The 14,076-nt window shown below is 66.9% G+C and carries 14 protein-coding genes and 1 tRNA gene; 11 read left to right on the top strand and 4 right to left on the bottom strand.

Going from position 1 to position 14,076, the window contains the following annotated elements; genetic code table 11:
* Nucleotides 1-99: 99 nt before the first annotated feature.
* Nucleotides 100-1,428: a DNA repair protein RadA gene (radA, locus tag C5E10_RS12560; protein ID WP_104331918.1), complete on the bottom strand. Its 1,329-nt coding sequence runs from the start codon at nt 1,426-1,428 to the stop codon at nt 100-102.
* Nucleotides 1,429-1,549: 121 nt separating this feature from the next.
* Here radA and C5E10_RS12555 point away from each other — a divergent pair, with 121 nt between their 5' ends.
* From C5E10_RS12555 to C5E10_RS12510, 10 genes are all read left to right on the top strand, one after another.
* Nucleotides 1,550-2,506, top strand: a complete 957-nt coding sequence (locus C5E10_RS12555; RefSeq protein WP_181062755.1) for a diacylglycerol kinase family protein — start codon at nt 1,550-1,552, stop codon at nt 2,504-2,506.
* A 132-nt stretch (nt 2,507-2,638) separates the two neighbouring features.
* Nucleotides 2,639-2,728: transfer RNA gene (locus C5E10_RS12550), tRNA-Ser, on the top strand.
* A 213-nt stretch (nt 2,729-2,941) separates the two neighbouring features.
* Nucleotides 2,942-3,910 (top strand): DUF6177 family protein, encoded by a 969-nt coding sequence (locus C5E10_RS18900; protein WP_146080265.1) that lies wholly within the window; start codon nt 2,942-2,944, stop codon nt 3,908-3,910.
* Entirely contained in the window at nt 3,907-4,290 is a 384-nt protein-coding gene (locus tag C5E10_RS12540; RefSeq protein WP_104331915.1) for a hypothetical protein, read from the top strand. The genes C5E10_RS18900 and C5E10_RS12540 overlap by 4 nt, the downstream gene beginning before the upstream one ends.
* Before the next feature lie 65 nt (nt 4,291-4,355).
* The gene (locus C5E10_RS12535) at nt 4,356-4,718 is read left to right on the top strand and encodes a DUF6507 family protein (protein ID WP_104331914.1); all 363 of its coding nucleotides are present in this window, start codon (nt 4,356-4,358) and stop codon (nt 4,716-4,718) included.
* A 2-nt stretch (nt 4,719-4,720) separates the two neighbouring features.
* A complete protein-coding gene (locus tag C5E10_RS12530) occupies nt 4,721-7,084 on the top strand; it encodes a hypothetical protein (protein ID WP_104331913.1) in 2,364 nt (787 codons plus the stop codon).
* Nucleotides 7,081-7,605 (top strand): hypothetical protein, encoded by a 525-nt coding sequence (locus C5E10_RS18895; protein WP_146080264.1) that lies wholly within the window; start codon nt 7,081-7,083, stop codon nt 7,603-7,605. Before C5E10_RS12530 ends, C5E10_RS18895 begins: the two co-directional genes overlap by 4 nt.
* 22 nt (nt 7,606-7,627) lie before the next feature.
* Nucleotides 7,628-7,879, top strand: a complete 252-nt coding sequence (locus tag C5E10_RS12520) for a DNA/RNA non-specific endonuclease (protein WP_104331911.1) — start codon at nt 7,628-7,630, stop codon at nt 7,877-7,879.
* A 36-nt stretch (nt 7,880-7,915) separates the two neighbouring features.
* The gene (locus C5E10_RS12515; RefSeq protein ID WP_219820361.1) at nt 7,916-8,326 is read left to right on the top strand and encodes a hypothetical protein; all 411 of its coding nucleotides are present in this window, start codon (nt 7,916-7,918) and stop codon (nt 8,324-8,326) included.
* A 39-nt stretch (nt 8,327-8,365) separates the two neighbouring features.
* A complete protein-coding gene (locus tag C5E10_RS12510; RefSeq protein WP_104331910.1) occupies nt 8,366-8,890 on the top strand; it encodes a hypothetical protein in 525 nt (174 codons plus the stop codon).
* A gap of 355 nt (nt 8,891-9,245) precedes the next feature.
* Here C5E10_RS12510 and C5E10_RS12505 read toward each other — a convergent pair whose 3' ends face one another.
* Nucleotides 9,246-10,040 carry a FadR/GntR family transcriptional regulator gene (locus tag C5E10_RS12505; RefSeq protein WP_104331909.1) on the bottom strand — a complete coding sequence of 265 codons (795 nt, stop codon included), beginning with the start codon at nt 10,038-10,040 and terminating at the stop codon, nt 9,246-9,248.
* 245 nt (nt 10,041-10,285) lie between these two features.
* On the opposite strand from C5E10_RS12505, the gene C5E10_RS12500 reads away from it, so the two are divergent.
* A complete protein-coding gene (locus C5E10_RS12500) occupies nt 10,286-11,587 on the top strand; it encodes a dicarboxylate/amino acid:cation symporter (protein ID WP_104331908.1) in 1,302 nt (433 codons plus the stop codon).
* On the opposite strand, the gene C5E10_RS12495 is transcribed toward C5E10_RS12500, so the two are convergent.
* On the bottom strand, nt 11,584-13,086 hold the full coding sequence (locus tag C5E10_RS12495; RefSeq protein WP_104331907.1) for an FAD-dependent oxidoreductase: 1,503 nt from the start codon (nt 13,084-13,086) through the stop codon (nt 11,584-11,586). The two genes, C5E10_RS12500 and C5E10_RS12495, sit on opposite strands and share 4 nt — an antisense overlap.
* Before the next feature lie 91 nt (nt 13,087-13,177).
* Nucleotides 13,178-14,026: a CPBP family intramembrane glutamic endopeptidase gene (locus C5E10_RS12490; RefSeq protein ID WP_104331906.1), complete on the bottom strand. Its 849-nt coding sequence runs from the start codon at nt 14,024-14,026 to the stop codon at nt 13,178-13,180.
* Nucleotides 14,027-14,076 lie beyond the last annotated feature (50 nt).

Here is a 14,076-nt window from a genome sequence, read left to right as displayed (position 1 = left end):
CGACGAGCAAGTAGGCCCGGAGCATCGCTCCGGGCCTACTCGCGTTTCTGGACTTCTCGAGCCTGTGGGCTTCTCGCGCTCCGAGGGAGCGCCCGGTGCTCAGTTGCCGAGCGCGGCAATGAGGGCGCGGTCGATGCTGCCGATGGACGGGTCGACGACGTGGGCGAGGCCCATGCGCTTGGCCTCGGCCGCTCGGAGGTTGGCGGATGCGACGCGGCGGATCTCGCCGGCGAGGCTGACCTCACCGAAGACGACGGTGCCGTCGCGCACGGGCCGGTTGCGGATCGAGGAGGCGATGGCGATGGCGATGGCGAGGTCGGCCGCGGGTTCCTGCAGCTTGACCCCGCCGACGGTCGACACGTAGACGTCGTACTCGGAGAGCTTGTGCTTCGTGCGTCGTTCGAGCACGGCGAGCAGCATGGCCACCCGGCTCGTGTCGACGCCGTTGGTGACGCGGCGAGGGTTCGGCGCGTTGGTCTTCTGCACGAGCGCCTGGATCTCGACGGGCAGGGCGCGTCGCCCCTCGAGCGCGACGGTCACGCACGTGCCGCTGACCGGTTCGGGGCGTTCGCTGAGGAACAGGCCAGAGGGGTCTGGCACCTCCGTCATTCCCTCGCCGGTCATCTCGAAGCAGCCGACCTCGTCCGTGGGGCCGAAGCGGTTCTTGATGGTTCGCACGAAGCGAAGCGCCGTGTGGCGGTCGCCCTCGATGTGGGCGACGACGTCGACCAGGTGCTCGAGCAGTCGGGGCCCAGCGATCGTGCCATCTTTCGTGACGTGGCCGACGATGATGACGGGCACGCCCCTCGTCTTCGCGACTCGGATGAGGGCGGATGCGACCTCGCGCACCTGGCTGGGCTGGCCGGCGAGCGAGTCGACGGTGTCGCTCGCGACGGTCTGCACGGAGTCGACGATGATGAGGCCCGGGTCGAGGCGCTCGATCTGGCCGAGGACGGTCGACAGGTCGGTCTCGCTCGCGAGGTACAGGGTGTCGTGGAGGGCGTTGGTGCGCTGGGCGCGCATCCGCACCTGGTTCACGGACTCCTCTGCCGACGCGTACAGCACGGTCGTGCCCTTCGCGGCAACGCGTGACGCGAGCTCGAGGAGGATCGTGGACTTGCCCACGCCGGGCTCGCCGCTCAGCAGGATCGCGGCGCCAGGCACCAGCCCGCCGCCGAGCACGCGGTCGAACTCGCCGATGCCTGTCGGGCGGTGTGCGACGTTGTCGATGGGGGCCTCGGTGATCGGCCGTGCGGCGCGCGACTCGCTGATGGTGGCCGCCTGGATGCGACCAGCGGTCTGCGACTCGAAGCGGTCGACGAGGGTGCCCCAGGCCTGGCACTCGGGGCATTGCCCGAACCACTTCAGCGACGATGCGCCGCATTCGGTGCACTTGAACGCTGGCTGCTGCTTGGTCTTGGGAGGCATATGCCAAGGCTAGGTGGCACCACCGACACTGGCGCGTCAGCGGGCCCGTGGCGGCGCGATTCCCGAGCCGCGAAGTGCGGGGTGACGGCGCGCCGGGACCGGGTGCGTGCAGAATGGGCACGTGCGAGCGCAGAGAGTCCTGTACGTGGTGAACCCGGCGGCTGGGCTGGGCGCATCCGCGCACCTCGGCAGGCGCCTCGCCGGAGGAGCGGGCGCCGTCTCCTCGCCTGATCTCGAGGTCGTGCTCGTGGCGGCCGACTCGTTCGAGGAGCTGCGACGCCAGGCCGCGGCCGAGCTCGGTGGGGAGCGTCGCCCCGATGCGCTCATCGTGCAGGGCGGGGACGGCATGGTGTCGATGGGGGCGGGTCTCGTCGCAGGCACCGAGATCCCCCTCGGGGTCGTGCCGTCTGGCACGGGCAACGACTTCGCTCGAGCCGCCGGCATCGAACGCGGCAGGCCAGCAGTCGGCATCGAGCAGATGCTCACCGCGCTGCGCACCGGCACCGCGAGCACCCGGAGCGTGGACGCGATGCAACTGGTGCTCGACGGCACCGAGCATGTGGCCGTCAACTCGGTCAACATCGGCTTCGACGCCGTCGTGAATCGGCGCGCCAACGAGTTGCGGCGTCTGCCGGGAACGGCCCGCTACGTCGCCGCCCTGCTGGAATCCGTGCGGCACTTCGAGCCGCTCGAGTTCGATGTTCGGATCGATGGCGGCCCTGCCGAGTCGGTCACCGCCGAGATGCTCACGGTGCTGAACGGCTCGTCGATCGGCGGCGGCATCGCGGTCGCGCCGCACGCGGTCATCGACGACGGGCACCTCGACCTGTTCGTCGTCGCAGGGCTCCCACGGATCGGTCTGCTCACGCTCTTCCCGCTTGCCATGGCCGGCCTGCACACGCGCCTCCCGGCCGTCAACTTCGAGCATCTGACGAGCATCCGCGTGCAGGTGCCGAAGGGCGTGCTCGTCTACGCCGACGGCGAGGAGCTCCGCGGCCCGGGCCGGGCCGCCTGCACGCTTGATCTCCGCATCGATGTGGGCGCTGTGCGCTTGATCGAGACCGGAGCACCTCGGTAGCCAGCCCTGCCGCCCTTCACCGAGTCAATCCAGATACCGATCTTCTCCGGCCCCGCCCGGCTGCGCGCTCGAAAACACGCCTGGGCGGCTCGATTTGCGGCGCACCCCTGGTCTCGGTATAAGATTCCTCACGGTGACGTGTCCGAGCGGCCGAAGGTGCAACACTCGAAATGTTGTGTAGGGGCGACTCTACCGTGGGTTCAAATCCCACCGTCACCGCCATCTGAAAGGCCCCGACTACCCTGCAATCGCAAGGGAGTCGGGGCCTTTCTGCTGTGCTTGATGACGCCGTGTCCACGCGTCGCCCAGCGCGTGGGTTGTCGATGTCCTACGCTTGCGCTGATTCGCATGGGGGTGCGCATGGGGGAAGTGGCGACGTCGCTCGGTGGGGAACAGGGGGCGGCTCCGAAGGGGTTCGCGAAGGCGCCACGGGGTGTGACCGCCGATGCAGGTGACGGGCTCCGCGTCCGACATCCGCTGGTGTCGTTGAGCGGTGATGGATTCGTAGTGGCCGAGACGGACGCTCGTGTGCTGCACGCGAGTTCGATGCGTCTTGGCCTCATGCGCGCTGTTGGTGAAGCTGGTGGCCGGGCTGCCTGGGTGACACCCGCCGGCAGCTCGTTGACGCTTGGGATGCTGCGAGCCCTGCGCGGAACCGGCGGCCGATGGATCGTCCGCGAAGCGCAGGGATTCCGCTTTGCCGGGACTGGCGTGCTGCTCGATTCACTCGGTGATGCCTTTACAGGGCCAAAAGCCGCGACGGTCACCGCGCCGGCAGTCGAAGGCAGCTCCGGCGTCGCCCGAACCCTCTTATCCGTGCGTATCCGCCACGAACCCACAGCATCGTTGCTGCTCGGGGGAGCTGTCGAACTCCTTGCGGGCGTGCTGGGTCGAGCGCCGACTGGCTGGGGTGTCGCTGAACCTGCGATGGCGAGCTGGAGCCGGAGAAGGGTGACGGAGTTCGTCCGATCGGGAATGCCCGCGCCCGCGCAGCTCTATGTCGCCGGAGACAGCCTCTCCGCCACCATGGCTCTGCGTCGTGGCTCCGGTGCCCTGCTCGAGGAGACGCACATGCTCCTCGAAGGCGACGTGCTTCCCCGGGACGCGGAGCTCGCGCTGCGGGAGTTGGGGCGGGAGGCGACGGTGACGGACGCGCTTGTCAGCGTCGATCGCGGCAGACAGGATCTGACAGTTGGCTCCGGCGCACTGTGCGTTCCTCGCCCAGTGGTCTCGGTCACGTTCGGCCAGGTTCCGGACCACCCCGCCAGTCCTGCGGTGAAAGTGAGCAGGTTCGGTGCATCCGGCTCGGGCCGAGTGCTGACGAGGTTCGCGGAGCCCGGTGCTGAAAGCGGTTCTGCTGCAGCAAGGCTTGGCTGGCGATCGTGGGCCGAGGATGCGGGATGACGCGTCGGGACTGGGCGCTACTGACGTCGCAGCCGGTGTCGACGGAGGCCTGTGTTGCTGCCGCTGCCGTCATCGACGCCGACATCGTTGTGGGCCCGCTGTGGGGCGGTGGAGGCTTGTACGCGCAGCAGACGTCGACTGGCGCGGAGCTGACACTGGTGCAGTCGCTGCGCATCGAGTCGTGGGCGTCTGTCCGTGTGCTGTTGCCCGAGGGGTATACCGCGAGGCTCGAAGGGGCGGGTCCGTTCTGGTGGACGGAGGTCCATTCGAATGGGTGGGGTGTGGGCATGGTCGAGGTGCTGCTCGCTGGGATCGCGCGGGTAGGCGACGGGTGGCTGGTGGCGCTCGGAGACGATGGCGGGGACTTCTCCCCGTTGTGAGAATCCGCGTTCGCTCATAGGTTGATCCCGGGCCGCGGGGGATCGGTCCAAACGAGGGGGCGTCGGTGTCGGAGTATCGGATCCATCCAGATGGGGTGCTGGGTGTGCTGCAGAAGCTGCAGGCGCCGAGCGAGACCCTCAGCACGAACGCGTCGCTCCTCCCGGGCATCGCGGAGTCGCTAGCCGGAGCTTGTGACGATCAGGCGGACCTCGCGACCGCGATCAACGCGTTCGTGTCTGCGCAGCTGCAGCAGAGCGGTGTCGCGGGCAACCACCTGGCTGCTGCATCCCTTGGCGCCCAGGAAGCCACGACCGTGTACGTCAACGCAGGCTATGAGATGGCCGACGGCGTGCAGGCCGCGCAGAACGAAGCGCTCGCCGCCGCGTCCGATGGCGACTTCGACTACTTCCTGGCCGAGAGCGAGTAGCCGTGGTGGATCTGCGCGGGCGCTTGGACCCGGAGTCGATTCCGGGCACGAAGCTCGACACGGACACGATCGCCGAACAAGCGGCAACGTTGGGCTCGACGGGCACCGCGATCGGTGGCGCGGGTGCGGACGCAGCGCTCGAGTGGCAGAGCATGGCAACGCACTACGTCGCGCCGGAAGGCGATCTCCTGCTCGGTCTGATGGGGCCGGTCGAGACGATGACGTCCGCCGTCAGCGCTGACACAGCCACAGCGCAAGGAGCGTTGGCGACGTTCGCGGACGAGGCAGCTCCGATCGTGAAGAAGCTCGTGGATCTGAAGGTCGAGGCGTGGAACTTCCTCACCAAGACCGAGTTCGGGATCACGATTCCCGGCGACAGCCCGTACAACATCCACGAGAAGGCGAGGCCGAGGGGGAAGCTCGCACCTCCGCCAAGCGCCAACGACAAGCCGGAGTCAGTGCATCTCGACTGGGATCAGTATCAGCCGTGGGTGGATGAGAACGAGGAACGCCAAGCGGATGTGACCACGCAAGCGACGCTGTTGGCGGAGAAAGCCGCGACATGCGTGAACGTGCTCCTGCCTATGGTCGAGACGGTGCTGGGCGAGGAGATCCCCGAGTACGTGCCGATCAACTACGCGGAGTTCGAAGCATCGGGCGGCGAGCTGCCGTGGGGTGTGGATGTTCCCGATGCGCACACCGACGGCATCCACTTCGCTGCTGGCATCTTGGAGAGCCTGACTGAGACGATTTCCGGCCTCGGCACGCTTGTCCTCGGTTTCAACCCAGAGACGGGGGGTTTCTTCGACGGATCTGTCTGGGGGCCGTCGTGGGTGAGCACGCTCGCACTTGCTGGCGCCCTCGTGGTGCAACCGCTTGATGATCTCCTCGACGGGTTGCAGCAGGGGAACGTCGACGATGACTGGCTGGATGGCGCGGACAACGGCCTCTCCGCCGTTGTCGGGGATGAGGCGTGGAAGACGACCTGGGAAGGGTTCGTCGGTACTCCCGAGGACTGGGAGAAAAACCCGGCACAGGCGGCTGGCTCGCTGACGTTCAACATCGGCACGGTGCTCATCCCGACCGGTGCGGGCGCTGCGGCGAAAGCGACGGCTTTGGGCGAGAAAGTCTCGTCGGTAGCCGCGAAGGCTGCGGCCGCCGCTGCCGACGCCGGGGTCCCGGTTTCCCTTTCGGTGAAGCTCGGCCAGCTGCTTGCCGACGGACTTCTCACGGTCGGCGGCGGCCTCACGAAACTCGACGACGCGTTGAACGCAGCCCTCAAGCCGTTCGCCGACGCCCTCGCGAAGGCAGACACCAGCGTCGCCGACTTCGCCGCATGGGTGAAGTCACTGCCAGAGTTCCAGGGACCCGACGGGCAGTTCGCTGGGATACCGAACGGTGGGCGCATACCGGAGGTGCCTTCAGGTGGGAAGCCGGATCCGTGGCCGTCGACGGCAACACCTGACGTTCGAACGCCAGAAATGCCCGGGCAGGACCGAACCCCGGGCTCGCCCGGGGGGCTGCTCGACGAGCACGGGGGAGTGCGCGACCCAGGCGGCAGGGGACCCGATCTCGACGGTGACGGGACGCCAGACGTTCGCGACCCGGACGGGACAGAACGTCAGCCCCAGCCGGACAGCGGTCTCGATGATGTGGGTGCTGGAGACGAGTGGAAGCCGCAGGCCGACGGCAAACCGGTCGAAGTCCCCACTGGGGCGCCCGAGAAGCCTGTCTTCACCATCGACCCCGATTCGGGCATCTCCCCGGAGTACCAAGCGCGCATCGCCCGCTACGATCAGCTTCTGAACATGCGGGACGCTGACGGCAACTACGTTTACGACGAGCATGTGCGGGCGGCGTTCCGGGGCAACATCTTCAACCTCGAGAACTACGACCGGTATCGCGTGCCGGAGCTTCATGTGACCAAGCCCGGCGCGTCAAGCTACAACCGCATCGACTCCTTCGACCCGGAAGGTGTGATCGTCGAGCGAAAGAACACCCAGCTCGCCGAGGTGCAGCCTGCAACGTGGAAGTCCTATCTGAACGAGATCACAACGAAATATGCAATAGACAGTCGTGACGTTCTCGTAGCTGACACACCTACGAACCGAGCGGACCTTGAAGCGGCGGGCTACGACTCGGACGATTTCATCGGCAAGCCACTGCACGGGCAGCAGGTGTTGGAAGTGCCCGTGCAGAACGGGCCGCCGCCTGCTGAGTTGCTCAAGTTTGCAGATGACAAGGACATTCAGGTGAAAGATGTGACGGGCACGGAGTGGATAGTGTCGGAGGACGGCGGTACTGTCACGGCGATGCACGAGGATGGCACACGTAAGGACTACCCAGTGGAGGGGATGAGTACGTGATTGAATGGCGTTTTTGCGGACAGTTCAGTATCTGGCGTCAGGCTGCTGTCACGGATGAGCTCTCCTGGATCGACGAGCGCGAAGCACGGCGTCGCTACGACACGGTAGGTGCAAGATTGACTGCGGTGCCGCCTGTCGATCCAACGACGGGCATCGTGCCCTACTTCGTTGTGGTGACTCCCGGGGAGCATCCATCGTTTACCGTGGTCCGGCAGACGTCGCCAGCATTCGGCGTGGGTGCCCGCCAGTCCGACTCGTGGTGGAAGAACTTGGGCGACGGTCGACTTTTCCTGGACATCGCGACGGTGTACGAGTACGGAACCTACGATCCGACCCTTCCTCCGAAGATGTATAGGCACGTCGCCAAGGTCGAAACGAACAACCGCGAAGACGGAACCGGGTGGATCAACTTCATCGAAGTCAACCCGCGTTCCCGCATGCGCGTGGACCGCGACAGCATTCCCGTGGACGAGCTGTACGCACCCGTCCCGGCCTGGGGCGAGTGGGATGCGCTCGTCTGAGTCGTAACCTCGGTCGACTTCGCTGTCACCGGTCGGCTGGCGGGGCAACAGCTACTTCAACCTGGAGAACTCCTGGCGAGGCCTTCTCGCGAAAGACCCCCTAACGAGTATCGAAGTGCGAATCGCGCCCAAGTATTCAGGCGAGAGCAAGGTGCCTGACAAATTTGTTGTTGACTACAGGATTGATGATGGCGACTGGGGACGGAGAAGTATGAAAATCGACGGTGAGCAGGGGTTCTTTGCGGAGAAGATCGCCTCCGACGGCCTGGCGTGAGCGCTGTCCGAGCAATTGCGCCCAGGAGATGAAGCCATGGTGTTGCTGTGCTCGGTTCTTGCCCCGGTCTCGAGAATGAGTATGCGCGCGGTTCGTGCAGACGGGCGCGCGGTCGAGGATGGTGTTCACTATGAGTCGCTGAGGACTCCCGACCCCGTTTCGGACGCGATGGACGCGCTTCGTGCTGCGTCGTACCGGGAGGGTGCTGGGACGTGGTTTAGCGCGAAGTTCACGGTGACGGCGGCGGGGGCGTTCACGGCAGAGTACAACTACGACGAAGAACCGGAGTGGACGCATGAGATCGATTCGATTGCGTACGTCACGGACCAAAAGCACTTCCCGCGGGACGAGGAGCACCAGCCGGAGTGGGAGAAGGCCAAGCTGGCGGAGGGTCGCGTGTGGATCGCTGAGCGGGACGCCCGCGAGGCGCGAGAGCGCGGAGAATGACCGCCCGAGGCAGGATCTCCCAAGCGAGGGGACGGGCGAATGGCTGAGTGGCTCTTTTGCGGACAGTTCAACCCATGGACTCAGGACGCCATCACGGACGAGCTCTCATGGATCGACGAGAGGGAAGCCCTACGTCGCTACAACGCTACGGGTGAGCGGCTGGCAGCAGTCCCGCCCGTCGACCAGAAGACGGGAATCGTCCCGTACTTTGTGGTCATAACTCCAGGCGAGCACCCATCGTTCACGGTGGTTCGGCAGACGTCGCCTGCGTTCGGTGTCGGTGCCCGAATCTCCGACTCGTGGTGGAAGAACCTGGGAGACGGACGCCTCTTCCAAGACATTGCGACCGCGTACGAATACGGCCCGTACGACCCGACCCTCCCAGCGCAGGCCTACAAGCCCGTGTCCAAGGTTCAGTCGCATAACAACGAAGACGGCACCGGCTGGATGACCATCGTGGAGTTCAACCCGCGTTCACGCATGCGCGCGGACCGCGACAGCATTCCGGTGGACGAGCTGTACGCACCCGTCCCGGCCTGGGGCGAGTGGGATGCGCTCGTCTGAGAAGGAACAGTGGTGGACTTCGGCGCCGCCCCCGCCGGTACTTCGAACCTCGAACGGGTCGGTCAGGACCGCACCGATTCCTGGGGCGCTGGCGTTGGTGCCCACCACTGCAACTGGAACAGCGCAAGCGGAGTCTGAGTCGAGGTACGAAGTATGGTGACAAGATGAAGGAATCCCGCTGCCGGCTGAGGATGCTTCTTTAGGGGGAAATCGCCAGCGGCGTGGTGGCGCTCCTCACTGCGTGCTCGGCTGAAGCAAGCAAAGGGGCACGATCCACTCTCGTGTTCTGATCACCCTGGGATGAGACGAGCGAAAAGAAAGCAATGAACCGTGGTGAGATCTGCCTCGGCTGCCCTCAGCTCTTTGATGGCCTGGGATTGGTTGGACCAGAATTGCTGTGCTGAACCCCTGCCTCGGTGTGGGTGCTGGTAGGGGATTCCTCGCTCCGCGCCTGCTCGATGACGTCCCGGATCTCCGAGAGGTGGATGCGCATGGCGTACTCGGCCGCTTCCGAGTCGCGAGCGGAGAGGGCGGCGAAGATGCGTGAGTGGCCCTCGTGGGAGACCCTGCGTCCTTCCCCCTCGAGGTGCGAGAGCACGCGAGCTTCGACGGTCCAGGACGCCGTGAGCTCGCCGAGCGTCGCGAGCAGGGGGTTGGCGGTGGCCTGGGCGATGGCCGTGTGGAAGGCGATATCCAGTCTGGCGGAGAGGTCGGCATCCGTCTCGTCGGCCGAGCGCGCGAGCAGCTCTCCGAGCGTCGTCAGCTGCTCCCGGTCGATACGCTCGGCCGCGAGCCGCGCGATGCGCGGTTCCACGAGGGCTCGGAACTCCGCCGAGTGGTCGTAGTCCGCCTGCACCGCCTGGAGCCTGCCGGCAAGCGTGGCGGTGAGGGGGATTGCGCGGCTGACGCGATTGGCGCTCCCGTGGCGGCGCTCGAGGAGGCCCAGGCCCTCGAGTCGCGTCAGGGCCTCCCTGAGTGCGTTGCGCGAGACGCCGAGCTCGAGCGCCAGAGTGCGCTCCGGGGGCAGGGGTGCTCCTGGCTCGAGGTCGCCCCCGACGATGAGGCGTTCCAGGTGGAGCACGATGTCGTCCGCGATGAGAGCCCGCGTGCGCGGAAGTGGACCGAGGGATCGGTCGGTCGTGTCAGTCACGGGGCCACCTGTTCTCGCGTGAGCGGTGTGGCGACCGTCACCACATCCTCAGTGTGGCACGCACTGGAGGCCCATTCGCGGCGGGAGATGCCCGCTCCTGTAAAGAGCGTGTTACGGCCTGAGCCGCCACGTGAACAGCGTGTAACGGTCCTACCAATCTGCTGAGCTGCGGCTTCTCGCGGACCTAGCTTGGGTCGCACCGACGCAGCTCTGCGCCGCTCACCGTCAGTCGCCCGGAGGACACCGTGAAGAGAACTCTGAAAAACCCCGCCCTCCAGATCGGGTCCGCTGCCATCCTCGGCATCGTGTTCGGTCTGCTCGTGGGCGAGTGGGCGGCGAACCTCAAGTTCGTCGGCGACCTCTTCATCCGTCTCATCCAGATGGCCATCGTGCCGCTCGTCATGACCTCGGTCATCGTCGCGACCGGAGCCATGAGCGGCTCGGGCATGGGGCGGATGGCCGCCCGCACCTTCACGTGGATGATCGGCTTCTCCGTCGTCGCCGCGATCCTCGCCTGGTGCATCAGCGCCGCGGTCCAGCCCGGAGCCGGCATCGACTTCTCCGCTGCGGTCGACCCAGCGCTGCAGGAGTCAGCGGCCGAGGCAACGGGCTGGCAGGAGACGGTCGTGAACTTCGTCTCCACGAACATCTTCGCGGCCATGTCGACGGCCACGATGGTGCCGATCATCATCTTCTCGCTGCTGTTCGGCGTCGCGCTCAACGCCTTCATCGCCAAGACCGGCAACCGCCTCGTGCTGGACTTCTTCGACCAGATCCAGCAGATCGTCCTCACGATGATCCGCTTCGTCATGCTCATCGCGCCGATCGGCGTCTTCTGCCTCCTCGCGAACCTCGCGGGCACCGTCGGGTTCGCCGTCGTGACGAGCGGACTCAAGTACCTGGGCTCGACACTCATCGGGGTGCTCATCCTGCTCGTGCTCTTCGTGGTCGTCGTTTGGCTGCGAACGGGGCTCAACCCCGCGCGTCTTCCCGCCAAGCTCAGCGACCAGACGATGATCGCCATCACGACGACCAGCTCGGCCGTCACCTACCCGACGGTGCTGAAGACGGCGATCGAGAAGGTCGGCGTCAGCCAGCCCGTCGCCAACTTCACGCTCTCCGTCGGCCTCACGATGGGGTCATACGGCGCCGTGCTCAACTACATGATCGTCGTCATGTTCCTCGCGCAGTCGGGCGGCATCACCCTCGACTTCGGGACGATCGTGCTCGGCATGGCCCTCGCCATCCTCCTGAACATGGGCACCATCACCGTGCCGGGCGGCTTCCCCGTCGTCGCCATGTTCCTGGCCACCTCGCTCGGCCTCCCGTTCGAGGCCGTCGGCCTCCTCATCGCCGTCGACTGGTTCGCGGGCATCTTCCGCACCTTCCTCAACGTGAACGGCGACACGTTCGTCGCCATGCTCGTCGCCAACGCCACCAACGAGATCGACCGGGACGTCTACGACGACAAGAAGCAGGTCACCACGGACGCTCTGGAGCTCGATGAGCTCAAGGGGAGGTTCGAGAAGGCTGACGCCGTCGACTAGGGAACACGGGGCAGGCCCGTCGTGGCGGGGCCCTCGATCCGCGTCCCGTCCGCCTCGAAGCGTGAAGCATGCAGGGGGCAGTCCCACGAGCAGGACTCGTCGTTCCACACGACGACGCCTCCCAGGTGCGGGCACACGGCAGAGACCGTGCGCGTCGTTCCGCCGAGGGTGCTCGTCGCGACCGGATGCACTCCGTCGCGACCGACGCGCCCCTCGCCCTCCGCGGGTGCCTCGTCGGCGGTGTGGCTCAGCGCCTTGCCCCATTCGCTCGTGAGCCTGGCCGCGGTGTGTGCGCCGCGCTCAGCGAGCCCCAGGGCGCCCTTCGCGCTGGGAGCACGATCGAAGAGGGTCTTCATCCACTCGGCCCGCCCGCCGAGGATGCGGGCAGCGAGGTCGTGGGCGGCCGCGACGCCGTTCGTCATGCCCCACTTCGCGAACCCGGTCATGGCGAGGATGCGGTCGTCGCGCGGGTCGATGGGGCCGGACAGCGGTGTCGCGTCGACGTTCGTGTAGTCCTGGGCGGCCCACCGGTGGGTCTCGTTGAGGCCGGGGAAGCGCTCGTGCGCCTGGGCGATGAGGGCGTCGACGAGCCCTCGAGACGAGACGGAGGCCCCGACCTGGTGTCCGGCCCCGCCGACGAGCAGGTAGTCATCACCGCCGCGACGGAACTGTCGGTACGAGTGGCCGCCCGAGTCCATCGACAGGTACATGCCCGTCGGCACCTCGCGTTCCGATCTGAACGACACGAGGTGCGAGCGGTGGGCGGTGAGGCGCGCGAAGTGCAGGCCGCGGTCGAGCGCGGGGAAGCCGGTGGCGAGGATGAGGTGCGACGCGGAGAACGAGACGAGGTCGGCGTCCGGTGCTCGCGTCGCCTGCACCTCGACGTGCGCCTTGTGCTGGGAGGCGGCGGTGACGGTCAGTCCCTCCACGACCTTCGCGCCTGCCCGGCGAGCCCGGGCGACGAGCGCGATCGACAGCTCGTACGGGTCGAGCTGCCCGTTGCCGGGGACCGCGAAGAAGTTCTCGACCGTGAAGGGCAGCCCATGGTGTCCGCCGGTCTCGACGCGCAGCCCGAGCTCCTCGGCGACCGCACGCTCCTCGTCCACCTTTCTCGCCCCGGACCTCGTCGTGGCGAAGTTCACGGCCGGCCTCGTCTGCCAGCCCACACCCTCCTCGGCGCAGAACGCTGCCGCCCAGTCGAGTCCGAGCCTGTTCGCCTCGACGTAGGCCGCCGCGATCTCGTGGCCGCGCTGCGCTCGAACGCTGGAGAGCTGCGATCCCTGCAGCAGCGAGAACTTCGCGGTGGTGTTGCCCGTCGCGAGCGCTGCGATGGTGCGCGCCTCGACGAGGGTGACCTTCAGCCCGGCCTCGCTGAGGAGGACCGCCGCGGTCAGTCCCGCGATGCCAGCACCCGCGACGATGACGTCGCTTCTGCTCGGCAACTCGTCGGAGGGGTCCGTGATGGGGCGAGCGGTGGTGTCGTGCCAGATCGAGGTCATGTGGGCTCCCGGTGTGATCCGGTTGAGCGTCGCAGGTGCCCCTGGAGTTTCCAGACCCCTTGACTTCAGCTCGCGACGAGGGTGCGCGCCGTCAGTCGCGTGGCGCGCCTTCAGGCAGTCCCGGAACCGCGGGCGGAGTGACTCGTCCGCGGATGAAGATGATCGCCACGAGGCCGAAGAGGATGACCGGGATGTTCCCGAATCCGGCGAACGTCGCCAGGGGCCCGTCTCCCGGGTGCGTGGTCAGCAGGAAGATGCTCGGGTCGGTGCTCGCGTGCAGGAGGATCGGCCAGATGAGGTGACCCGTGACCCGCAGCGTGAGGTACATGCAGATGCCGAACGCGAACGTGTAGATGACCTGGATGCCCGTTGCCAAGAGGCTCTGCCCGCCGAGCAGGTTCCCCGAGTGCAGTCCCGCGAACAGTGCGGCCGAGACGAGCGCGGTCGCGAGCTCCGAGTGGCCGGCCTTGCGCATGAGATTCACGACGTAGCCGCGTGTCAGCACCTCCTCGGCGAAGCCGATGCAGAGGCCGGCGACCAGCCAGGCCGCGACGACATCGAGCCCGGCCGCCGCGTAGTCGAGCGACGCGAAGCGGAGCACGTTGAAGACGAGGACGACGGCGACGCCGATCCACATCCACCCCCTGCCGTTGATCGGCTGCCGCGCGAACAGCTCGCGCAGCCAGCCGAGTGAGAGCGCGAAGGCGACGAGCAGCGCACCGCCGAACGCGATCGGCAGGATGTAGTCGAAGAACAGCGCGGAGGCGGAACCGGGTGCCGGGTCGCCCCTGAAGGGCACGAAGAGGAAGCCCCCGAGCTGGTAGAGCGCGTAGTACACGACGACGAGCAGCGTCGCCTTCCACCAGCCGCCGCGCTCCCAGAAGCGCTTCCAGGGGGAGATCGACGTCGACGTCGAGGGGTCTTCGCTTCGGCCGCTCATGGGCGCGCTCCAAGTCGTCGGGGGAGTCGGGGATCAGGGGAGTCGGGGCG

The organism is Pseudoclavibacter sp. RFBG4 (genome assembly GCF_002931515.1).
Classification (GTDB): domain Bacteria; phylum Actinomycetota; class Actinomycetes; order Actinomycetales; family Microbacteriaceae; genus Pseudoclavibacter.
Note: the sequence above shows the minus strand (reverse complement) of the source record. Positions and strands in the feature narration are given on the sequence as shown.